At 71.4% G+C, this 20,476-nt stretch carries 22 protein-coding genes; 6 read left to right on the forward strand and 16 right to left on the reverse strand.

The features are described 5' to 3' along the window. The first annotated feature begins 50 nt into the window (after nucleotides 1–50). A complete protein-coding gene (locus EDF27_RS19670) occupies nucleotides 51–203 on the forward strand; it encodes a hypothetical protein (protein ID WP_165931436.1) in 153 nt (50 codons plus the stop codon). Here the strand turns inward: EDF27_RS19670 and EDF27_RS09590 are convergent. The 4 genes from EDF27_RS09590 to EDF27_RS09605 form a co-directional block, all read right to left on the reverse strand. Further along, nucleotides 176–1,024 carry an EamA family transporter gene (locus tag EDF27_RS09590; protein ID WP_132048522.1) on the reverse strand — a complete coding sequence of 283 codons (849 nt, stop codon included), beginning with the start codon at nucleotides 1,022–1,024 and terminating at the stop codon, nucleotides 176–178. The genes EDF27_RS19670 and EDF27_RS09590 overlap by 28 nt on opposite strands. Then, complete coding sequence (locus EDF27_RS09595) at nucleotides 1,021–1,683, reverse strand: response regulator transcription factor (RefSeq protein ID WP_132048524.1); 663 nt, start codon at nucleotides 1,681–1,683, stop codon at nucleotides 1,021–1,023. The genes EDF27_RS09590 and EDF27_RS09595 overlap by 4 nt, the downstream gene beginning before the upstream one ends. 28 nt (nucleotides 1,684–1,711) lie before the next feature. Continuing rightward, nucleotides 1,712–2,113, reverse strand: coding sequence for a hypothetical protein (locus EDF27_RS09600; protein WP_132048526.1), 402 nt, complete (start codon nucleotides 2,111–2,113; stop codon nucleotides 1,712–1,714). A gap of 92 nt (nucleotides 2,114–2,205) precedes the next feature. After that, entirely contained in the window at nucleotides 2,206–3,627 is a 1,422-nt protein-coding gene (locus EDF27_RS09605; protein WP_132048528.1) for a sensor histidine kinase, read from the reverse strand. Between the two features lie 83 nt (nucleotides 3,628–3,710). Between EDF27_RS09605 and EDF27_RS09610 the strand changes: the two genes are divergently transcribed. Both EDF27_RS09610 and EDF27_RS09615 read left to right on the forward strand, forming a co-directional pair. After that, nucleotides 3,711–4,304 (forward strand): hypothetical protein, encoded by a 594-nt coding sequence (locus tag EDF27_RS09610; RefSeq protein WP_123653981.1) that lies wholly within the window; start codon nucleotides 3,711–3,713, stop codon nucleotides 4,302–4,304. A 9-nt stretch (nucleotides 4,305–4,313) separates the two neighbouring features. Further along, nucleotides 4,314–5,201 (forward strand): hypothetical protein, encoded by an 888-nt coding sequence (locus EDF27_RS09615; RefSeq protein ID WP_132048530.1) that lies wholly within the window; start codon nucleotides 4,314–4,316, stop codon nucleotides 5,199–5,201. A gap of 123 nt (nucleotides 5,202–5,324) precedes the next feature. Here EDF27_RS09615 and EDF27_RS09620 read toward each other — a convergent pair whose 3' ends face one another. From EDF27_RS09620 to EDF27_RS09650, 7 genes are read right to left on the reverse strand one after another with little or no spacing between them, the layout of a single operon-like run. After that, nucleotides 5,325–6,986, reverse strand: coding sequence for an ABC transporter ATP-binding protein (locus tag EDF27_RS09620; RefSeq protein ID WP_132048532.1), 1,662 nt, complete (start codon nucleotides 6,984–6,986; stop codon nucleotides 5,325–5,327). Between the two features lies 1 nt (nucleotide 6,987). Then, nucleotides 6,988–7,548, reverse strand: a complete 561-nt coding sequence (locus EDF27_RS09625) for a MarR family transcriptional regulator (RefSeq protein WP_243698287.1) — start codon at nucleotides 7,546–7,548, stop codon at nucleotides 6,988–6,990. Beyond that, nucleotides 7,545–8,963, reverse strand: a complete 1,419-nt coding sequence (locus EDF27_RS09630; RefSeq protein ID WP_243698288.1) for a serine hydrolase — start codon at nucleotides 8,961–8,963, stop codon at nucleotides 7,545–7,547. The genes EDF27_RS09625 and EDF27_RS09630 overlap by 4 nt, the downstream gene beginning before the upstream one ends. Nucleotides 8,964–9,006: 43 nt before the next feature. Then, nucleotides 9,007–9,897 carry an ABC transporter permease gene (locus EDF27_RS09635; protein ID WP_123653985.1) on the reverse strand — a complete coding sequence of 297 codons (891 nt, stop codon included), beginning with the start codon at nucleotides 9,895–9,897 and terminating at the stop codon, nucleotides 9,007–9,009. Further along, nucleotides 9,894–10,835 (reverse strand): ABC transporter permease, encoded by a 942-nt coding sequence (locus tag EDF27_RS09640; protein WP_123653986.1) that lies wholly within the window; start codon nucleotides 10,833–10,835, stop codon nucleotides 9,894–9,896. Before EDF27_RS09640 ends, EDF27_RS09635 begins: the two co-directional genes overlap by 4 nt. Continuing rightward, on the reverse strand, nucleotides 10,835–12,238 hold the full coding sequence (locus tag EDF27_RS09645) for a M14 family zinc carboxypeptidase (RefSeq protein WP_132048534.1): 1,404 nt from the start codon (nucleotides 12,236–12,238) through the stop codon (nucleotides 10,835–10,837). Before EDF27_RS09645 ends, EDF27_RS09640 begins: the two co-directional genes overlap by 1 nt. An 18-nt stretch (nucleotides 12,239–12,256) precedes the next feature. Continuing rightward, a complete protein-coding gene (locus EDF27_RS09650) occupies nucleotides 12,257–13,849 on the reverse strand; it encodes an ABC transporter substrate-binding protein (RefSeq protein ID WP_243698289.1) in 1,593 nt (530 codons plus the stop codon). Nucleotides 13,850–14,007: 158 nt separating this feature from the next. Here EDF27_RS09650 and EDF27_RS09655 point away from each other — a divergent pair, with 158 nt between their 5' ends. After that, nucleotides 14,008–14,658 (forward strand): FMN-binding negative transcriptional regulator, encoded by a 651-nt coding sequence (locus EDF27_RS09655; RefSeq protein WP_132048536.1) that lies wholly within the window; start codon nucleotides 14,008–14,010, stop codon nucleotides 14,656–14,658. Beyond that, a complete protein-coding gene (locus tag EDF27_RS09660; RefSeq protein ID WP_132048538.1) occupies nucleotides 14,655–16,124 on the forward strand; it encodes an amidohydrolase family protein in 1,470 nt (489 codons plus the stop codon). Before EDF27_RS09655 ends, EDF27_RS09660 begins: the two co-directional genes overlap by 4 nt. Nucleotides 16,125–16,162: 38 nt before the next feature. Here EDF27_RS09660 and EDF27_RS09665 read toward each other — a convergent pair whose 3' ends face one another. From EDF27_RS09665 to EDF27_RS09675, 3 genes are read right to left on the reverse strand one after another with little or no spacing between them, the layout of a single operon-like run. Further along, nucleotides 16,163–17,092: a DNA-formamidopyrimidine glycosylase family protein gene (locus tag EDF27_RS09665; protein ID WP_132048540.1), complete on the reverse strand. Its 930-nt coding sequence runs from the start codon at nucleotides 17,090–17,092 to the stop codon at nucleotides 16,163–16,165. Between the two features lie 23 nt (nucleotides 17,093–17,115). Beyond that, entirely contained in the window at nucleotides 17,116–17,604 is a 489-nt protein-coding gene (locus EDF27_RS09670) for a ribose-5-phosphate isomerase (protein ID WP_123653991.1), read from the reverse strand. A gap of 10 nt (nucleotides 17,605–17,614) precedes the next feature. Next, on the reverse strand, nucleotides 17,615–18,223 hold the full coding sequence (locus EDF27_RS09675; RefSeq protein WP_132048542.1) for an XRE family transcriptional regulator: 609 nt from the start codon (nucleotides 18,221–18,223) through the stop codon (nucleotides 17,615–17,617). Here EDF27_RS09675 and EDF27_RS09680 point away from each other — a divergent pair. Next, complete coding sequence (locus tag EDF27_RS09680; RefSeq protein ID WP_123653993.1) at nucleotides 18,222–18,758, forward strand: GNAT family N-acetyltransferase; 537 nt, start codon at nucleotides 18,222–18,224, stop codon at nucleotides 18,756–18,758. The genes EDF27_RS09675 and EDF27_RS09680 overlap by 2 nt on opposite strands. A gap of 42 nt (nucleotides 18,759–18,800) precedes the next feature. On the opposite strand, the gene EDF27_RS09685 is transcribed toward EDF27_RS09680, so the two are convergent. Next, entirely contained in the window at nucleotides 18,801–19,259 is a 459-nt protein-coding gene (locus EDF27_RS09685) for a hypothetical protein (RefSeq protein WP_132048544.1), read from the reverse strand. 21 nt (nucleotides 19,260–19,280) lie between these two features. Next, entirely contained in the window at nucleotides 19,281–20,426 is a 1,146-nt protein-coding gene (locus EDF27_RS09690) for a hypothetical protein (protein WP_165931437.1), read from the reverse strand. Nucleotides 20,427–20,476: the final 50 nt, after the last annotated feature.

The following is a 20,476-nucleotide window of genomic DNA, read 5'->3' on the forward strand; positions in this document are numbered from 1 at the left end:
TCGACAATCAAGACATCCGTCCGCGAGTGTCACAACCGGAAGGAGGCACCATGAAAGCCCATGACGTGCCGTCCTGGGTGGCACACGTGCTCACCCCGCCAGAGGTCATCGCCGCCTACGTCGATCGACGTGTGAACGACCCGTCGCTGCTGTCGGGCGACCAGCACGAACCCACCTACGCGGACTTCCTCCGCGAGGAGTAGACCGTCACCCCGACGCTCGCGGCGGTCACGCACGCGAGCGCCACCACCTCGACGAGCGACAGCGCCTCGTGCAGGACCAGGAGTCCGGCGAGTGCAGCGACGGCCGGGCCGAGACTCTGCAGCACGCCGAACACCCGCGTCGGCATCCGGCGGAGCGCGAGCATCTCGAGGGCGTACGGCAGCACGCTCGAGAGCACGGCGACGGCGCCGAACACGATCAACAGCGTCGGGTCCGCCACGACCCCGGCGGCCGCGGTGCGCAGCCCGAACGGCAGCGAGACCAGCATCGCCACGAGCATCGACACTGCGAGCCCGTCGACGCCCGGGATGATCGCACCGACGTGGCGGTTCATCACGATGTAGCCGGCCCAGCACACGGCGGCCGCCACGGCGAACGCGACGCCGCCGAGTTCGGTCACCGCGGACGGGCCGATCCCGAGCAGCACGACGCCGGCCAGCGCGAGTGCCGCCCAGAGCGCGTCGCGCCACCGCCGCGTGTGCGCGAGGGAGAGGGCGAGCGGCCCGAGGAACTCGATCGTCACGGCGACACCGATCGGGATCGACGCGAAGGCCAGGTAGATGAAGACGTTCATCCCGCCGAGCGCGAGCCCCAGTCCGATCGCGCCGGACCACTGCGCACGGTGCCAGTGGCGGACACGAGGACGGACCACCAGCGCCAGCACGAGCGCGCCGATCACGAGCCGGAGCGTCGCGGCCCCGACGGAGCCGACCTCGTCGAAGCGGGTCTTCGCGATCGCGGCGCCGAGCTGCACGGAGACGATCGCGGCGAGCGCCAGGAGCGGCGCGGGGACACGCGTCATCCGAGGTACGCGAGGACGGCGAGCACGCGGCGGTGGTCCTCGCCGGTGTCCTCGAGCGCGAGCTTGGCGAAGATGCTCGAGACGTGCTTCTCGACGGCGCCGGTACCGATCACGAGCGCGCGGGCGATCGCCGCGTTCGTCCGGCCCTCGGCCATCAGCCCGAGGACCTCACGCTCGCGGGGTGTCAGCGCCGCGAGCGGGTCGCGACGGCGGCTCATCAGCTGCGTCACGACCTCGGGGTCGAGCACGGTCCCGCCCGAGGCGACGCGGCGGACGGCCTCGTCGATCTCCTCGAGCCGGGTCACGCGGTCCTTGAGGAGGTACCCGACACCGGAGGACCCGGACGCGAGGAGGTCCTCGGCGTAGGTCGCCTCGACGTACTGCGAGAGCAGGAGCACGCCGGTGCCCGGTGCGAGTCGGCGGGTCTCGACGGCGGCGCGGACGCCTTCGTCGGTGAAGGTCGGCGGCATCCGGACGTCCATGATGACGACGTCAGGCGCCCCCGCGGGCAGGGTCGCCAGGAACGAGACGGCGTCGGCGTGCTGCCCGACCACCTCGACCCCGGCTTCGCGCAGGACGCGGGCGAGCCCTTCGCGGAGCAGGACCGCGTCGTCGACGACGACGGCCCGGATGCGTGCTGCATCCGGGCCGTCGCTCATGCCCACAAGACTAGTGCGGGCGGGGGGCTCACACGTCGGGCAGCATCACCCAGACGTCGACCGTCTCGGAGTCGATGCCGTCCATGAACTGCGTCACGTGCACCTTGCTGATCGCGGACGGCAGGTCCTTGACGGTGCCGGACCAGTTGCCGTCGGCATCGGCGAAGTCGACGGACCCGGCACCGGTCTCCGCGATGGTGAGGTCGATGGCGGCACCGGGGGTGGCCGTCCCGGAGAGCACCGCGGTGCGCGCTTCCGTGTCGACCGAGTCGACGTTCACCGTGAGTGGCGACTGCGCCGCGGTCGAGCTGGCGGAGGCGGCGGTGGTGACGGGTGCCGCGTTCGCGGCCACCGTCCCGAACCCGATGCCACCGATGATGGTCGCGGCGGCGACTGCGGTCGCCGCGGCGGTTGCGAGCTTCTTCTGCATGTTCGTGTTCTCTCTTCTCGAAGGATCACTGTCAGGTGCACGGCCGTACGAGAAGAACGTAGCACTCGTATTTCACATACGGAACATTGACATCATCGAGTCGTCGGGACCCCGTTGAGGGCGCCGAGCGGGATCCGAGCGGTCGCTTCGGTCGGGCCTCCCGTCGGGCTCGACACCGTGAGCTCTCCGTCGAGCGCCCGCATCCTGCCCATCAGCCCCTCGATCCCGTGGCCCTCCTGCACGCTGGCACCCCCGATGCCGTCGTCGGTGACGCTCACGGTGAGGTACCAGACCAAGGAGGCGTCCACGACGAGCCCGAGGTAGACCCCCGCGGCCCGGGCGCCGGCGTGCTTCGTGGTGTTCGTGAGGAGCTCGGAGACCGTGAAGTACACGTTGCGCTGGATCTCGGTCGCGAGTTCGAGGCCGTCCGGCAGGCGGATCTCCAGCCCGACCGGGATCGGCGTGCGGGCGACGAGGGCCTCGAGCGCGGCGACGAGTCCCCGGTCGAGCAGGATCGGCGGCGCGAACCCACGGGACAGCGCACGGAGTTCGTCGAGGGCGTCCTTCGCGTGCTCGGAGGCTTCCCCGATGAGCTGCTTCGCCGCCGCCGGGTCCTTCTCGAACGCCCGCTCGGCCGCCGACAGGTCCATCCGGAGCCGGACGAGGCGCTGCTGCGGGCCGTCGTGCAGGTCGCGTTCGATCTGTCGGAGCGCCTGCCCCTCGGCCGTGACCGCGCCGGCACGGGAGGCCTGCAGCCCCGCTACGCGCTGCTCGAGCACCTCGGCGCGGAACCCGCCGAGCAGCCCGAAGTCGATCCAGTAGTGCGCGATCACCGAGCCGCGCGCCCAGAGCGGGAACAGCACGACCGAGGCCGCCATGCTCACTGCGCAGGCGAGCGCCCCGAGGATCCACGCCCAGTTCGAGTCGATGCTGTTGAGCATCAGCCACTCGTTGATCTGCCAGCCCCAGCGGAGCGCGGTGAACCCGGCGACGATCGGCCCGAAGAACCCGGCGATGAGGACCGCGCCGGCCCCGACGGTGACGAGCGCGGCGAGCGGGTAGACCACGGCTGCGTGCAGCAGGTACAGCCAGTAGTGCGGGTTCGCCACGGCCGAGCCGGTGCGCGCCCACCAGTTCTGCTGCCAGCGCGGCGTCCAGTCGACGGGGCGGATCGGCCGCGGGTCGGCCCACGAGATGCGGAGCCGCTCGAACTGGCCGAGCCACCGAGCGACGAACAGCGCGATGAAGAACATCAGCAGGACGAACGGGTTGAACAGGTCGCGGAACCCACCGCCGAGCACCGCGGCCGGGAACGCGAAGTACAGCGTGCAGAGGAGCACCGCCGTCAGCGCCATGTACCCGAAGTCCCGCGGCAGGCGCTTCCACGCGTCGCGGTAGAACTCGCCCGCGGTCGGGGTCGGCGGCTGCGCGGGCATGGACGTCGTGGCTCCTGGCGGTACTGCGTCGTCCAGGGGCACGGTGGGTGCCTGGTCGAGACGGTCGGTGTCGGTCATGACTCAAGCCTCGTGAACACGGGACTTCTCCCCAATACTGCCCGCTCCCGGATCGGGGGTGGGGTTACCCCTACCCTGAACCCATGGACGCTGCTGTCAGGGATCGATGGATCGCACTCGCCGCGGTGGTCGCCGCGCTGGCACCAGCGCTCGGCCCGGTCGCCGGACAGGTGGTGCTGACGCAGTGGGATCCGGGACAACCGGTCCTCGTCGGAGCCGCCGTCGTGGGCGGGCTGGCGGCGGTCGTGGTGGCCGTGTCCGCATGGCGCCGCGGTGACCGCACCTCGCTCGGGTTCGCACTGTCCGCGCTCTGCTCCGCGCTGTCCTGGGCACCGCTCGGTCCGCTCTCGTTCCCGATCACGACGATCCTGCTCATCACCTCGGAAGCCCTGCTCATCACCTTCGGCGTCATGGTGCTCCGCCGCGGCACCGGCGCCTCGCGAGTCGCGGGCTGGGTCATCGCGGTCGGCGCGTTCGTCTGGCTGTTCGGCGGCCTCGCGATCTGGCTGGGCACCCTGCCCGGGACCCCGCAGAGCATGCTCACCGTGCTCTTCGCCATCCCCGCGATCGGCCAGTTCGCCGCGTTCGTGGCCGCGGCGCTGCTCTTCGTCGGACCACTGCTGCGTCCGGTCCGCGCGGGCGCGCGGTACCTCTGGTCCACCGCCGACGTGCGCTGACGGTGGCCGGTGGGTGACGCGCTCCGCGCGATGTACGGTGCGGTCGGCATGCGGGTCACCTACGGCGCCGGACTGGAGGCCGACCTCGCCTCCGCCTGGACCCACGACTTCCCGACGGGCCGGGTCCACCACACGTGGATCGCCACGGAGATCGAGCGCGTCTGGGTGGGACGCGGCGACGTCGACGAGGTCCTCGAACCCGGCGGCGTCGCGGTCCTCGCCGGCTGCGCACCGATCTGGGTCGGCACCCGCAGTGCGCGGAACCCGCCGCCCCGTGTCGACGACCCACTGTTCCCGGCGGTCGGGGTGCACCACGGCGAGGTCGCGTTCGGCCCGCTGATGCCCGAGGTGCTCGGCCTCCCGGAGCTGCTCACCACGATGCAGCCGCAGGACAACGGCTGGGACACCGGCTCCGACGTCGTCCTGACGCTCCGGCACCTCGGCTCCCTCGTCGGGCAGCGGTGGCCCGGCCCGCCCCAGGACGCGCTGGCCGAGATGGTCGTGACGACGGCGCTCAGCACCTGGCGGCCGCCCGTGCTCCGCGACAACAGCCTGACCCGCTGCATCAACGCGATCGCCGGCCCCGGGCCACCCCCGACGGTCCCCGAGCTCGCGGCCCTCGCGAACACCTCGGAACGCACGCTCCGGCGCCGATCCGGCCGAGGTGGCGGCCGGCTCCGGGTTCCCCTCCGTCCGGGCGATGCGTCGGACCCTCGATCGCGTCGAGTCGTCCCTGCCGCGCCTGCGGGGCACGGAGACACGTTTTCGGATTCTCGATTGACCGATCCGGTTCACGAACCCCGGGGTTCGTGTACCGGATCGGCCAAAGTGGAAAAGGAAAACGTCCTCGTCGCGGACCGGCGTTGGGGGCGAGCCCGGTCAGCCTGGCGCCGGTGAACGGGGGGGTCGGCTGGTGGGCGGCTGTGTGGGGGGCGGGATCCGGTCGTGAACGGCGGGACGGCGGGACGGGCCAGGCGGCGCGGCGGCGGGACGGGCCAGGCGGCGCGGCGGCGGGACGGGTCAGGCGGCGCGTGTCGCGAGGCGCGCGGCGCGGCGGGTGGCCTGCTCCTCGGGGTCGGGGACCGGGGCCGCCTGGATGAGTCGGCGGGTGTACGGGTCCTGCGGGGCTCGGAGGATCGCGTCGCACGTGCCCTGCTCGGCGACGCGGCCCTGGTGCAGGACGACGACGCGGTCGCAGAGGGTGTCCACGACGGCGAGGTCGTGGGTGACGAAGAGGCACGCGAACCCGAGGCGCTCCTGGAGCTCGCGGAACACGTCGAGCACGCGGGCCTGGACCGACACGTCGAGGGCGCTCGTCGGCTCGTCCGCGATGAGGAGCGCCGGCTCGAGTGCCACGGCGCGGGCGATGGCGACGCGTTGGCGTTGGCCTCCGGAGAGTTCGTGCGGGAAACGCTCCCGGTACCCGCCGTCGAGGCCGACGTCGGCGAGCAACCGCTCGACGCGTTCGCCCGTCTCCGCGGCGGAGAGCCGGAGGATCTGGCGGAGCGGCTCGGCCACCGTCTGTCCCACCGTGTAGCGCGGGTTGAGGGAACGGAGCGGGTTCTGGAAGACGACCCCGACGCGGCGGCGCATCGTGCGGCGGTCGGCACGGCTCGCGCCGGACACGTCCGTGCCGTCGACGGCGATCGTGCCCGCGGTGATCGGGGCGAGGCCGACGGCTGCCCGCCCGATGGTCGTCTTGCCGCTGCCGGACTCCCCCACGAGGCCGACGATCTCGCCGCGGCCGACCGTGAACGACACGTCGTCGACCGCGCGGAACCGGCGACGCAACGCTCCGCCGTACTCGACCACGAGGCCCTGGACGTCGAGGACCGTCGACGGGCGCGGCGTCGCGGGGGCGAGCCGGTCCTCCGACCCGTGCGGGGTCATGCGTGGGACCGCAGCGAGCAGTTCCCGCGTGTAGTCCGCGTCCGGGGCCGCGAAGACGGCGCTCGCGGTGCCGGACTCGACGACCTGGCCGCGGCGCATCACGACGACGCGGTCCGCGATGTCCGCGACGACACCCATGTCGTGGGTGATCAGGAGGATCGCGGTGCCGGTGCGCTCCCGGAGCGCGCGGAGGACGTCGAGGACCTCGGCCTGGACGGTGACGTCGAGGGCGGTCGTCGGCTCGTCGGCGATGAGGAGCTCGGGGTCCGCGGCGAGCGCCATCGCGATCATCACGCGCTGGCACTGCCCACCGGAGAGCTCGTGCGGGTACTGGCCGAGCCGCCGTTCGGGCTCGGGGACCTCGACCGCGCGGAGGAGGTCGAGGGAGCGCTCGCGGACGGCCGAGCGGTCGAGGGACGCGTCGGCGCGCCGGACGGCCTCGGCGAGCTGGAAGCCGATCGTGAACACCGGGTTGAGGGCCGCGGACGGGTCCTGGAAGATCATCGAGACGCGGCGGCCGCGGACCTCGCGGAGACGCTGCTCCCCCGCGGTGAGGACGTCCACGCCGGCGAGGCGGATCGTGCCGGACGCCCGCGCTCCCTCCGGGGCGATGCCCATCGCCGTCATGGCCGTCATGCTCTTGCCCGAGCCGGACTCGCCGACGACGGCGACGACCTCGCCGCGCCCCACGGTGAAGGAGGCGTCGTCGACGGCGCGGACGACCTCACCCTCGACGTCGAAGGTCACGGTGAGGTGGTCGACCACGAGGACGTGCTCGCGCGGCTCGGTCATGTCAGTCCGTCCCTGGTGCGTCGTCGCCCGTGTCCCGGGCGGCCTTGAACGCCTCCCAGTCCTCGAGCATCTTCCGGTGGTGGCCGTTGAGCCACTGCATGTAGTCGCGGCCGTTGCGGAGGCGCTCACGGACCGGGGCGTCGACGTCGCCGTCGCCGGTGTGGCCGTCCTGCTCGACGACCGCGAGCCCGCGGGCGATGATGTCCCGCTGCCGGTCGAGGTACTTCCGCTCCCCGGCCAGCCAGCTGCCCCACACGTCGGTCTCGGCGCGGAAGAAGTGGCTCCGCTCCCCCGGCACCGTGACGCGCTTCACGAACCCGGCGTCCGCGAGCCGCCTGGTCGCCGTCGACACCGAGCCCGAGCTCGCGCCGAGCGCGGCCTGCAGATCCGCGGACGACGAGGACGGCGCGCGGGTCATGATCAGGTAGCCGAGCACCCGAGCGTCCGTCAACGGCATGCCCGCACCGTCGGCGAGCATGATCGCGAACTCCTCGACGAACGCCTGGCGCTCCGGTTCGAGGTGCAGGTCGTCGCGCGCGTCCCCCGCCTGCGTGGTGCTCACGCCAGGCCTGCCGCGACCTCGGGGGTCTCCTCCGGGATCGACCACGGCTCCTCGCTCATCCCGCCGCTGCCGCGGATGCCGGTGACGGCGCCCTCGGCGTCGCGGGTGAACGTGATGTCCTCGTCGACGGAGCCGAACCGGTTGCCGTGCGTCATCCGGAGGGTGTCGGCGTCGACGGGCTCGAGGCGCGTCGGGGACTCCAGCGGGTCCGGGCCGGACGGGTCGATCGCGAGGAGACGGTCCCCGACGCGGGCGACGTCGGTGACGCCCCACGGGTTCGCGTACCGACCGGTGTAGCGCGCGGCGACGGCGTCCTCCGTGACGGCCGCCCCCGGTGCCGCGGAGTCTGCCGCGGCATCGAGGAGGTGCAGGATGCCGGTGGCGAGGAGCGTCGCGGGGCCGGCGGCCGAACTCGTCATCACGGACACGACGAGCGAGGACGCCGGGTCGAACAGGGACTGGGTGATGTGCCCGGGGAAGCCGCCCGAGTGGCCGCGGACCTCGCGGCCGTCGATGCGGTCGACGATGAAGCCGGCACCGTAGCCGCGGGCTGCCGGGTCCTCCTCGGTCGCGCTCCACGACTTCCGCTGCGCGAGGCGCTTCGAGTGGTCGCTGAGCAGGTCGCCCTGCCCGAGGACGTGGGCGGAGAAGTACCGGACCAGGTCGGACGCGGTGCCGTGGAAGCCGGTCGCCGCGGCCATCGCGCGGGTGTCGACGTGCGCGATCCGCTGCCGGGTGCGCGCCACGTGGAAGCCGGAGTACGCGATGACGAAGTCGTCCTCGCGCGATGGGTCCCAGTCCGGGCCGGTGTTCCGGAGGCCGAGGGGTTCGACGATCGCCTCGCGGACGAACTCGTTGTACGTCCGTCCGGTGACCGCGGCGATGACGAGCCCGAGGAGCGAGTACCCGAGGTTGGAGTAGTTGAACGAGGACCCGGCTGGGACCTTCTGTCCGCGGTCGAGCACGAGCGCCAGGAGTTCGGACTCGTCCGGGAACGGCCGCTTCAGGGACCAGTAGTCACCGTCGTGCCCGTCACGGATCACACCGGCACCCATCTCCATGAGCTCCCGGATGGTGGCGTCCGCGATCGGGGACCCGCCGTCGACGAGCGCCGGGACGTACGTGCCCACGGTGTCGTCGAGGCGCAGGGACCCACGCTCGGCGAGGAGCAGCAGCGCGGTCGACGTGAACGTCTTCGAGTGCGAGGCGATCCGGAACAGGTCGTTCGTCGTCAGGCGGCGGCCGGCCTCGACGTCGGCGTAGCCCCACGCCTCGGAGAACAGCTCCTCGCACTGGAACCCGATCGCGACCTGCACGCCGGGCACCCGCAGTTGCCACACCTTGTACGCCACCCAGTCACGGATGTAGGGCAGGGTCTTCCGGTACGCGTCGAGCGCGACGGCGGTGTCGGTCACAGGGTGTCCTTTCGAGAACGGGTCACAGGGGTCAAGACTGCCGTCAGCGTCGACGCGGGTCGAGTGCGGCGCGCAGGGTGTCGCCGAGCGCGATCACCGCGAGGACGGTCACGGCGAGGAACGTCGCCGGGGCGATGAGCATGTGCGGTGCACGCAGGAACTGCGACGTCGCCGCGGAGAGCTGCAGCCCCCAGGAGATCGCCGGGCTCTCCAGCCCGATGCCGAGGTAGGTCAGCGACGACTCCGAGACGATCACACCACCGACGGTGATCGTGGCGAGGACGAGCAGCGGCGAGACCGACGACGGCAGCACGTACCTGGTCGTGATCCGCCACGTGGAGAGCCCCATCGTGCGGGCGGCCAGCACGAACTCGGCGTTCCGGACGCCCCGGACGCTCGAGCGCACGAGCCGCGCCATCGTCGGCCAGCCGAACAGCGCCAGCACGAGGGACACCGTCAGCACCGAGCGCTCGCCGACGCTGTTGAGGACGACGACGGCGCCGAGGAGGAACGGGAACCCGAGGAACACGTCGGTGAGGCGGGCGAGCACCGCGTCGACCCACCCGCCGACCATGCCCGCGACGGTCCCGACGACGAGGGCGACCATCCCGGCGAGCACCGTGGTCAGCACCGCGACCGAGATGGACGACCGCGTTCCGTAGATCACGTTCGCGTACACGTCGCAGCCCTGCAGGTCGAACCCGAACGGGTGCCCGGCGGACGCGGGGTCCCCGCTCCGGCCGAGGTCGCACACCCGGGGGTCGCCGTGCCCGAACAGCCCCGCGAAGAGCTGCGGGAACGCGGCGATCGCCAGGATCACGACGAGCACCGCTGCCGGCACCCAGAAGCCGGGCGTCCGGGCCGCGGCGGCGAGCGGGCGACGCCGGGCGGCGATGACGGGTTCGACGGTGGCGCCGATGGCGGAGGTGGTCATGCGGCGGCTCCCGATCGGACGCGCGGGTCGAGGGCGGCGTGCAGCAGGTCGACGAGCACGCTCGTGACGAGGAACACCAGGATGAGGGCGGTCGAGATCCCGACGACCACGGCACCCTCGTGCGACCGGATGCCCTGGAAGAGCAGGTTCCCGACGCCCGGCAGGTTGAAGATGCCCTCGATGATGACGGTGCCGCCCATCAGGTACCCGAGGTCGGTCGCCAGGTAGGTGGCGGTGGGGATGAGCGAGTTGCGCATCACGTGCACGCCGACGACCCGGCCTGGGGTGAGCCCCTTCGCGCGGGCGGTCCGGACGTAGTCGGCGTCGAGCGTCTCGATCATCGACGTCCTGGTCAGCCGGGACACCGCGGCGAGGCCGAACAGTGCGATCACGAACGCGGGCAGGACGTACGCGGTCGGCCACCCCGCGGTGGCGCCCGCGACCGGGAACCAGTGCAGCCGGACGGAGAACACGAGCTGCAGGGCGACGCCGAGGACGAACACCGGGACCGCTCCGACGACGATCGTGCCGACGAGGACGGTCTTGTCGAGCACGGTGCCGCGCTTCAGCGCCGAGAGCACCCCGAACCCGATGCCGAGGACGATCTCCAGCGCCCACGCGGTCAGCGCGAGGGTGATCGTGACCGGCCACCGCGACGCCATCTGCGCGCCGACGGACTGGCCGTTGAAGTCGGTGCCGAAGTCGCCGCGGAACAGTCCGCCGAGGTACTGCACGTACTGCAGCCACAGCGGCTGGTCGAGGTGGTACTCGGCGCGGAGTGCCCGCACCACGGACTCGGTGAGCGGCCGGTCCCCGCCGAGCGCCCGGATCGGGTCGCCCGGCAGCGCGAAGGTCATCGCGTAGATGAGGAACGTCACCCCGAGGAACACGATCGCCAGGCCGCCGATCCGGCGGCCGACGGCGAGCGCCGGACGCATCACGAGCCTCCCGGCTGGTTGATGGTGACCAGACGCGGACCGGAGGCGCGGGTCGGCTCCGCGACGTGACTCGCGCAGGCGAGGATCGCCCCGTACTGCACCCCCACCAGCTTGCGCACCGGGATCGGTGCGGCGTCGCTCACCGCGTCCGCCTGCCAGAGCGCGTACCGCTCGGCCAGCCGGTCGCGGAGGCGCCGGAGCGGCGCTGACGCCGTGCCGGCCGTCGTCTCCGCCTCGAGCGCCCGGAGCAGCATGCCGCCGTAGCGGAGCCGGAAGCAGCGGACGAGGTCCTCGCAGCCGAAGCGTTCGGCGACGGTGGCCATCCGGTCGGCGGGTTCCCGGTCGGCCCGGGCGTGGTCCGTCTCCGGCGTCGACACGAGCATCGGGATGAAGGCGCGGGAGCCCTCGAGGAACGGCGTCTCGATGGTCAGCATCGGCGACGCGGTGTCGAGGATCTCCTGCAGCTCCGTCCCCGACGCCCCGAGCTCGTCGGCGCACCGGCGGAGCAGGTCGGCGTACGACTCCTCCGTCAGGGTCTGGTCGTCGGCGTCCGGGTGGCTCCAGTACGGCAGCTCCGCGACCATGCACAGTGCGCCGTGCCGGAGCGCCCACGATGCGCTCGACGCCCCGTGGATGTGCTCCCCCGGGTCGACGCCGAGCTCCTCGAGGTAGTCGTACGCCTCCTCGATCCCGTCCATCGCGAACACCGCCGGGGCGAGTTCACGGAGGAACGGCGACTCCGGCTCCCCGGTGTCGAGGGGCAGCCCGAGCGCTGCGGGCACCGCGTGCAGGACGTCGATGACGTCCGGCAGGTCCTCGGAGAGGTAGTAGTAGACGCCGCCCATCTCGCCGTTGTGCAGCGAGACGAGGAGGTCCGGTTCGGTGTCGTCGATGAGCCGCATGAACGCGAGCGTCTCCGGCAGCACCTGGTCGAAGTACACCGACTTGTAGCTGTTCGGGAACGTCCACTCCACCTGGCTGTCCGGGGCCGGCCGGTAGAAGTGCCGCGAGTAGAACACCCGGTCGTGCGGGTCGTGGAACCACGCCTCGTTGAGCCGCATGCCGTCCGGGTCGATCGTCGGCACGATGTGCCACGTCGTGTCGAGTGCCGCCGCGGTCTCCGGGTCCTCGGCGATCGTGGTGGCGAGGTGGAGCGCGGTCCACGAGCCGATCGGTTCGTTGGGGTGCACGCCCCCGACGATCACGGCCGTGTGCGACCCCGCCCCGACGCGGTAGGCGTTGAGGGGTTCCCCGAGCCGGCTGGTCCCGATCCGGGTCACGGTGACCCGGTCGGGGTGCGCTGCGGCGAGCGCGTCGAACCGTGCGTGCAGGTCGTCGACGAGCGGGAAGCCGTCGTGGTCGGGGACCTCGGCGACGAGCCGGAGGATGGTGTCCTTGTCCATGCGGTGGTGCCCCTGCCCCTACTTCACGGCGATCTTGGCGATGACCGGGCTGCCGGCGACCGCGGGGAGCTTCGTGACCTTGTCGCTCGTGACGTAGGAGTACTTGTCGAAGAACGTCGGGACGATCGGGAAGTCCTTGAGCACGGCCTCCTGCGTCTGGTTGTAGTACTCGTTCGCCTCGGACTGCGACCCGGCCGAGTCCGCCTTCGCGAGCAGCGAGTCGACGGTGTCGTCCTGGTAGTAGCCCGTGCAGGCGGCGCAGCCACCGGCGGTGGTGAACAGGGCGCGGAGGGTGTTCTGCTGGCTGATGTAGAGCGCACCCCAGTGGCCGAAGTGCGGGCCCTCGATCTTCTTGTCGGTCAGCTCGGAGTAGTACGAGGCCCAGTCGGTGGTGGCCTTCGCCTCGGCGTCGACCCCGAGGTTCTGGCGGATCTGGTTGGCGTACGCCTCGTACAGCGAGTCGAGGCCGTTGCCGCCCGGGTAGACGAGGGTGATGGTGCCGTCGAAGCCGCCGGCGCTGGCCAGGAGCTTCTTCGCGGCTGCCGGGTCGAACTCGCACGCGTCACCGCAGATGCCCTCCTGCGTGCCGGACATCGACGGCGGGGTGAGGGCGGTGGCGGGGTCGTACAGGCCGCCGTAGATCGCCTTGTTCACCTGCTCGCGGTTGATCGACATCGAGATCGCTCGACGGACGTCGGCGTTGGAGTACCGCTCGTCCCAGAGCGGGAAGCCGATGTAGTCGATGCCGGGGGCGTCGAAGGAGTGCAGCTTGTCGCCGAAGTCCGACTTCGCGCTCGTCATCTTGTCGGTCGGCAGGAAGAGCACGTCCGCGTTCCCGGCGAGGACGTCGGTGTACGCGGTGTTCATGTCCGAGTAGCTGCGGAAGGTGACGTTCGTGGTCGTGGGCTTCGTGCCCTCGTAGCCCTTCCACGCGGTGACGGTGAACTCCTGGTTCGCCTTCCACGCCTTCGTCATCTCGTACGGGCCGTTGCCGATCGGCTTCTTGTCGTACGCCTTGATGTCGTCGTACGCGGCCGAGGGCATCGGGTAGAACGCGGTCTGCGCCTGGCTGAGCTGCAGCGGGAACTGGCTGTCCGCGTGGGTGAGGGTGACCGTGAAGGTGTCGTCGCCGGTGACCTTCAGCCCGGACATCTCCTTCGTCGTCGGGGTGCCCTTCGCCGGGTTCAGGTCCGAGTACCCGACGATCGACGCGAGCTGGCCGCTGTTCTCCCACGCGTTCGGGCCGTAGGCGACGTAGTTCCACGCCTTCACGTAGCTCTCCGGCGTGACCTCCTCGCCGTTCTGGAACTTCCACCCGTCGCGGAGCGTGATCGTCCACGTGGTGGCGTCGTCGCTCTCGACGCTCTTCGCGGCGACGTCGTGGAGCGTGCCCTTCGCGTCGGTCTGGGTGAGCGGGGCGAACAGGCTCATCACCTGGTCGAACGCGACCGTCTGGCGGCCGGGCGTGAGGTGGTCGGGCTCGCCGGTGGCGTACACGAGCGTGCTGCCCGAACCGGAGGCGGAGTCGGCGTTCCCGCTCGAGGAACACCCCGTCGCCACCAGTGCCAGCGTGGCCGCTGCGGCCAACGCGGCCATCGTCCTGCGTCGCATGATCTCTCCTCGGGTCGTCGTTGAGAAGTGAAGCTAGGCCCGCTCGGTGCTCCGAGGCAATAGTTCTTTCAATGCGCTCTGAAACATTTACCGTTCCGAAACACCGGGGAAACGGCAGCCCTCGCGCTCGCCGGACGTCCTGTGCCACGCTGACGTGCATGCGACACACGCCCCACTTCCTGATGACCGAGGCCGACGAGGTCAAGCGCCTCGTGGACGGCAACCCGTGGGCCACGATCGTGTCGCACACCGCCGCGGGGATCGTCGCGTCGCACTACCCGTTCCTCCTAGAGACGACCACGGACGACGAGATCGTCCTCGTCTCGCACGTCGGCCGGCCCGACGAACTCGCGCACGAACTCGGCCAGCACGAGGTGCTCGTCATCGTGCAGGGACCGCACGGCTACGTCTCCCCCGCCTGGTACCCGGCGTCGCAGTTCGTGCCGACCTGGAACCACGTCACCGCGCACCTCTGGGGCGTCCCGGAGATCCTCACCGACGAGGAGAACTTCCGCGTCCTCGGTGAACTCGTCGACCACTTCGAGCGGGAGATGCCCGAGCCGGTGTCCCTCGACGTCGACGAGGACACCGCCAGGCGGATCGCGAAGGGCACCGTGGGGATCCGCATCCGGGTCACCCGGTTCGACGCCCGCGCGAAGCTGTCCCAGAACAAGGCCCCCGAGGTGGTCGACGACGTCATCGCGGGCCTCCGCGGGGACGGCCCGTACGCGTCGCCGGCGCTCGCCGACGAGATGGAGCGGGTCCGGTCCGCCTCCCCCGACGATCAGGGCGGACGGGAGGCCCGGTGACCGAGATCCTGCTGCGCACCGTCCGGCGGGTGGGCACCTCAGGGGCCCCTGCCGACGTGCTGGTCCTGGACGGTGTCGTCGTCGAGGTCGCACCGGCCGGCACGCTCGACGCGTCCGGTCCCGACACCGACGTCGTCGAGGCCGACGGGGCCTGGCTCGGCCCGGCCCTCCGCGACCACCACACCCACTTCGACCAGTGGGCGCTCGTCCGCCGCCGGGTCGACGTCTCCGCGTGCGGTTCCGCCGAGGCCACGGCAGCCCTGCTGGCCGAGGTGGCGCGCACCGGTGTCTCGGATCCGGTCCTCATCGGACACGGCTACCGGGACGGTCTGTGGCCGACTCCCGCCCGACGTGCGCTGCTCGACGGGGCCGCACCGGGCCTCCCGGCGGTCGTCATCAGCGGCGACCTGCACGCCGTCTGGTGCAACGCGCTCGCCCTCGCGCACTTCTCCGGGATCCTCGGCCGCCCGCTCGCCGCCGGCGAGGACGGCGTCCTCCGCGAACAGGACGCGTTCGACGTGACCGGTGCCCTCTCGCAGGTCCCGGACGCGGTGCTCGACGGCTACGTCGCCGACGCGGTCGAGGCGGGCGCCGCCCGGGGCCTCGGGAGCATCGTCGACCTGGAGATGCGCTTCGGGCTGGACCGGTGGGTCCGCCGGATCCACGGCGGCACGGACGCGCTCCGGGTGTCCTCCGGGGTGTACCCGGCGGAGCTCGACGCCGCGATCGACCGTGGGTTGCGCACCGGGGACGTCATCGACGGCACCAGGGGACTCCTCACGATGGGGCCGTTCAAGGTCGTCACCGACGGGTCGCTCGGCACCAGGACCGCGGCACTGCACTCCGGCGAGGGCGTGCTCGCCTGGCCGTTCGAGGACCTCGTCGCCATCACGCGCCGGGCCGTCCTCGCCGGGCTCACCCCCGCGATCCACGCCATCGGCGACCGGGCCAACACCCTGGCGCTCGACGTCTTCGAGGCCGTCGGCACCCGGGGCACCATCGAGCACGCGCAGCTCCTCGTCGACACCGACGTCGAGCGGTTCGCGCGACTCGGGGTCGCGGCGTCGGTGCAGCCGGAGCACGCGATGGACGACCGGGACATCGCCGACCGCCACTGGGCGGGGAACACCGACCGGGCGTTCGCGTTCGCGTCGCTCGCCCGGGCCGGGGCCCGCGTGCTCCTCGGGTCCGACGCCCCGGTGGCGCCGCTCGACCCGTGGGTGTCGCTCGCCGCGGCGGTCGGGCGCGACCGGGACGGGCGCGAGCCGTGGCACCCGGCGGAGCGGCTCTCCGCGCTCACCGCGTGGACGGGGTCGACCGACGGACGGGTCGGCGTGTCCGTCGGGGACGTCGCGGACCTGGTGCTCGTCGCGGCCGACCCGCTCGCTGCGTCCTCGGCGTCGCTCCGGACGATGCCGGTGCTGGCGACGGCGGTCGCGGGGCGGTGGACGTACCGGGACCTGTAGTGGTCCGGTCCGGTCTGGCCCGGTCCGGTCCGGTCTCGCTACTTCTGGTCCTTGGGGCACCAGTAGAGCTTCCGGCCGGCCATCTCCGCCATCCGGATCTCGGTGCCGCACACCCGGCAGGGCTCGCCGGTGCGGTGGTAGACCCAGTGCCGGTCCTTCCGGGACTTCTGCGCCTTCTTGTACTTCGCCTCGGACAGCCCGTCCATCGTCATCATCAGGCCGTCCCGGACTCCGTCGTGCAGGAGCTTCGACCAGTCCGCCCAGAGCGCCTTCGCCTGCTTGACGGTGATCTTCTTGCCGACCTTGTACGGGTCGATCCGCTGCCGGAACAACAGCTCGGCGCGGTAGATGTTGCCGATGCCGCTCACCACGGCCTGGTCCATGAGCAGCTGCCCGATCGCGACGTTCCGCTTCCGGACGTTGTTCACGAAGATCTTCTCGGCCTCCGGACCGTCGTCGTTGATCGGGTCGGGGCCGAGCTTGTCGAGCGCCTGCTGCACCTCGGTCGGGTTCTCGACCACGCACGCGGTCGGGCCGCGGAGGTCGGCGACGGTGTCCTCGGTGAGGAGCCGCACGCGCACCTGGCCCACCGGGTCCGGCGGGAACGCCTCGATCGGGTCCTCGACCTTCTCCTGCTCGGCCATCCGGTACCGCGCAAGACGGGGTGCGCCGATCGAGGTCAACGACTCCTCGCCGTCGGCGTCGGAGGACAGCGCGGTCGCCGTCGAGAGGTCCCCCGCGAAGTCCCACGCCCCGTAGAGCCCGAGGTGGACGCGGAGGAACAGGTCGCCCTCGAACTCGAGGAACATCTGCTTGCCGACCGCGCGGGCCGCGATCATGCGCTTGCCGTCGAGCTGCGCGGCGCCCGCGGCGAACCGGCCCTGCGGACTCGACACCTCGCAACGCTTGCCGACGAAGTGCCGGGTGAACTGGTTGGCGATGCGGTGGACGGAGTGACCCTCGGGCATGGGACCTGTGTACTCGTCGTGCCTTACGCGTCGATCTGCTTGCCGGCGATGACACCGGTCTGCTCGTACTCGGCGAGCTGCGCGATCCGGCGGGCGTGGCGCTCCTCACCCGAGAACGGCTCGGCGATGAACAGGTCGACGAAGTCGATGACCTCGGCCTCGGTGTGCTGGCGCGCACCGATCGAGATGACGTTCGCGTCGTTGTGCTGGCGGGCCAGGAGCGCGGTGGACTCGTTCCACACCAGTGCGGCCCGGATGCCGGTGACCTTGTTCGCGGCGATCTGCTCGCCGTTGCCCGAACCGCCGAACACGACGCCGAGCGCCTGGACGCCGGCCAGCTGGTCCTGCACGACGGCGTGCGCGGCGTTGATGCAGAACGAGGGGTAGTCGTCGAGCGCGTCGTACTCGGTCGGACCGTGGTCCACGACGTCGTGACCGGCGTCGGTCAGGTGGGCGGCGAGGGTCTTGCTGAACTCGAGGCCGGCGTGGTCCGTTCCGAGGTGGATGCGCATGGTCCCGATCCTATTCCCGACCGCGGGTGCCCCTGGCCACGATGACGACGTACCGGCAGTCGTCGTCGCCGGGGTTCCGGTAGGTCACCTCCGCCGGGTCCCCCAGCTCGATGCGGTCCCCCGCTGCGAGCGCGACGGGTTCCCCGCCGACGACGAGCTCCAGCTCGCCCTCGACCACCCAGATGCAGTGCCGCAGGAACGCGTACGCGGACGCCGGGTACGTCACGGAACGACCGGCCGGGAGGCGCACCTCGGTCACGTCCACGGGGAAGTCCGCGCTCGACACGGGACGGCGGCGGTACCCGGTCTCGGGATCGGTCCAGTGGTCGGCGGTCGCGCCGCGCTGGACGCCGGTCGCGTCCTCGGGGGTTCCCGGCTCCGTGTCGCGCTGGTGCCCCTGCCCCTCGTCGAGCAGTTGCGAGATGGTCATCCCGAAGGCACCCGAGAGGCGTCCGAGGATCGTCGCCGTGGGGCTCGAGACACCGCGTTCGACGCGGTTGATCATCGCGCGGGAGACGCCGGACTCCTCGGCGAGCTCGGTGAGGCTCCACCCGCGTTCGGTGCGGAGGGACTGGAGCCGTTCGCCGAGCAGCCGCTCATCGTCTACGATCTGAGACATGGCGACAGCATATGCGACGAATGGTCGGTCCTCGGAGCCGGACGTGCTCGTGCGCGACTGCGAGCCGCGCGACCTCGACGTCGTCCACGCGCTGCACGTCGACGCCGTCCTGCACACCACCGCGATCTGGCAGGACGTCCCGAACCCCCGCCCCTGGTTCGACACCTGGCTCGCGGACCGTCGCGCCGCGGGACTGCCGGTGTACGTCGCCGAGGTCGACGGGGTCGTCGCCGGCTACGTGACGTACGGCCCGTTCCGGCCGCACCCCGGGTACCGGCACACCGTCGAGCACAGCGTGTACGTGGTCCCGGCGTTCCGCGGGCGCGGGATCGCCTCGGTGCTCATGCGCGCGCTCGTGGAGCACGCCCGGGCGCAGGACCTGCACGTGATGATGGCCGGGATCTGCAGCGCCAACACCGGGTCGATCGCGCTGCACGAGCGGCTCGGGTTCGAGGTCGTGGCGGTGCTGCCGGAGGTCGGGCGGAAGTTCGACCGGTGGCTCGACCTGACCCTGATGCGGTTGCCGCTGGACTGACCGCGCCGGGGCCGCGGACGCGGGTCGGCGCGGGCTTTGGCGTCAGAGCACGATCTCGTCGCCGTGCGCCTCGATGACGTTGCCGTCCTGGTCCCAGATACCGTCGTCCCTCGCCATGGGATCGAGACCGGCAGCGATCCGACGGGCGCGCTCGGATTCGAACAGGGCATCGCCCTTCGGGGTGTCCATGATGTAGCAGGGCCAGAACGGCACCTCGACTTCCCCGGTCTCCAGGGTGTAGATCGCAGCGACTCGTTCGACGATCTCGTCAGGAGTGTCCTGCCATTCGTCCCAGCCTGCACGTCCGGGTCCGTCCGGCTCGTAGTTGCCCACGGACACGAGCCCCTCAGCGAGCAGATCACGAAGGTTGTCGAGGATCCATTCGCGCGTCTCTTCGCGGGGTTGGTGTCGCTCGATCTCGAAGGTTGCCGTCCAACCCCAGAGGTTCTCGCCCGTACCACTGTGGGTCGTCGCAAGGACGTAGTAGGTCAGTTCGTTCAATCGAGTCCCTCTGGTTTCGCGTCATCGGGCAGATCGTGGGCGTCCGCCCCCTTGGGCATGTGCAGTTTGACGGGCTTCGCGCCATGGCGCTGGACTTCGACGACCGGACCACCGGACCTGCTGTCTCGTCGATACTGGACGCGAGTCCCGTCCGGAAGCACCACTGCGATGCGATCCGGCGTGGAGTCCGCTGCGACCTTCCCCCCCGCGGCTGATGTCACGCCAGGCCTGCACGACTTCTTCAGGCGTGTCCACCTCTCGGTGGGGAGAGCTGTCCCCGGGCCGCCCGAGGGAGCGGATCTCCTCGTCTGCCTGCGGCCCCGTCATCGGCCCGACGACGTCGGTCACGATCCCAGTGCCTCCCGCGACCGCGCGGGGCCTGCCCGTCAGCGGGTCGTGCGTCCACGCCCAAGCGTCCTGGTCCGCCTGCGCCATCCGCTGCCGCATCGCCTCGGCCGGGGTCTGCTGTTTCGTGTCACCGCTGAGTCCGAACAGGATGCCCAACAGACCCAGCGCCGAGAGACCGCCGGCAGCGCTCCCCGTGCCCGCAGCAGCGCCGCCGGCTGCACCGAGCCACGGCCACGGGAACTGGAACGGTGTTGACGGGAAGCCCGGAAGGGGGATCGGCGCCACGAGGCTCGCGGTCCGGACGTCGGTCCCGTCCGTTGCGAGACCGGCAGTCGTCTCTCCCCCGGCGATGCGCCGGACACGAGAGGCGAGGCGTTGCTGCCCTTCACGCCAGTGCTCGTTCCACGAGTCAACGGCATGGGTCAGGGCAGCGTTCTCGACTGCGAGCGCCTCTACCTGTGGCCAAGGCGTGGGTACGACCGGCGACTCTGGCAGAGCTCCGTCGTGGCGAGCCACGGCGGAGCCCACCTCGGACGTGAACGACTCGATCCGCTCGACGAGCGCAGCCCGCCTGCTCTTGAGCTCGGTGAACTCGAACGACGCGGCGTCGAGCACTCCGTGCAGGGAGTCTGCACTGTCCGCGAGCGCCGCGGCGACCGCCGACGAGCGACGAGTCATCAACGGCATCGCACTGCTGACGCCGGGCATGTCGAAGCCTGCCGGCATGGTGGACCACGAACGATCGCCTTCCTCCGAGCCCGTGGCGACCTCACCCGCCGCGGCGCGGAGCGCATCGGCGGCCGCGAGCAGCGCGCCCATGTCCAGGCGGACCTCGTCGAGCGCCGCGGGCGAGACGAGCGAGCTCATCC

The sequence above is a fragment of the Curtobacterium sp. PhB136 genome (assembly GCF_004346855.1).
In the GTDB taxonomy this organism is placed as follows: Bacteria; Actinomycetota; Actinomycetes; order Actinomycetales; family Microbacteriaceae; genus Curtobacterium.

What these genes read in the sequence shown, in the direction of transcription:
- EDF27_RS09655 (WP_132048536.1), top strand. Translation starts at nt 14,008, where the DNA reads ATGCGACACACGCCCCACTTCCTGATGACCGAGGCCGACGAGGTCAAG.
- EDF27_RS09670 (WP_123653991.1), bottom strand. Translation starts at nt 17,604, where the DNA reads ATGCGCATCCACCTCGGAACGGACCACGCCGGCCTCGAGTTCAGCAAG.
- EDF27_RS09690 (WP_165931437.1), bottom strand. Translation starts at nt 20,426, where the DNA reads ATGGGCGCGCTGCTCGCGGCCGCCGATGCGCTCCGCGCCGCGGCGGGT.
- EDF27_RS09605 (WP_132048528.1), bottom strand. Translation starts at nt 3,627, where the DNA reads ATGACCGACACCGACCGTCTCGACCAGGCACCCACCGTGCCCCTGGAC.
- EDF27_RS09665 (WP_132048540.1), bottom strand. Translation starts at nt 17,092, where the DNA reads ATGCCCGAGGGTCACTCCGTCCACCGCATCGCCAACCAGTTCACCCGG.
- EDF27_RS09610 (WP_123653981.1), top strand. Translation starts at nt 3,711, where the DNA reads ATGGACGCTGCTGTCAGGGATCGATGGATCGCACTCGCCGCGGTGGTC.
- EDF27_RS09680 (WP_123653993.1), top strand. Translation starts at nt 18,222, where the DNA reads ATGGCGACAGCATATGCGACGAATGGTCGGTCCTCGGAGCCGGACGTG.
- EDF27_RS09595 (WP_132048524.1), bottom strand. Translation starts at nt 1,683, where the DNA reads ATGAGCGACGGCCCGGATGCAGCACGCATCCGGGCCGTCGTCGTCGAC.
- EDF27_RS09590 (WP_132048522.1), bottom strand. Translation starts at nt 1,024, where the DNA reads ATGACGCGTGTCCCCGCGCCGCTCCTGGCGCTCGCCGCGATCGTCTCC.
- EDF27_RS09635 (WP_123653985.1), bottom strand. Translation starts at nt 9,897, where the DNA reads ATGACCACCTCCGCCATCGGCGCCACCGTCGAACCCGTCATCGCCGCC.
- EDF27_RS19670 (WP_165931436.1), top strand. Translation starts at nt 51, where the DNA reads ATGAAAGCCCATGACGTGCCGTCCTGGGTGGCACACGTGCTCACCCCG.
- EDF27_RS09650 (WP_243698289.1), bottom strand. Translation starts at nt 13,849, where the DNA reads ATGCGACGCAGGACGATGGCCGCGTTGGCCGCAGCGGCCACGCTGGCA.
- EDF27_RS09620 (WP_132048532.1), bottom strand. Translation starts at nt 6,986, where the DNA reads ATGACCGAGCCGCGCGAGCACGTCCTCGTGGTCGACCACCTCACCGTG.
- EDF27_RS09675 (WP_132048542.1), bottom strand. Translation starts at nt 18,223, where the DNA reads ATGTCTCAGATCGTAGACGATGAGCGGCTGCTCGGCGAACGGCTCCAG.
- EDF27_RS09645 (WP_132048534.1), bottom strand. Translation starts at nt 12,238, where the DNA reads ATGGACAAGGACACCATCCTCCGGCTCGTCGCCGAGGTCCCCGACCAC.
- EDF27_RS09600 (WP_132048526.1), bottom strand. Translation starts at nt 2,113, where the DNA reads ATGCAGAAGAAGCTCGCAACCGCCGCGGCGACCGCAGTCGCCGCCGCG.
- EDF27_RS09640 (WP_123653986.1), bottom strand. Translation starts at nt 10,835, where the DNA reads ATGCGTCCGGCGCTCGCCGTCGGCCGCCGGATCGGCGGCCTGGCGATC.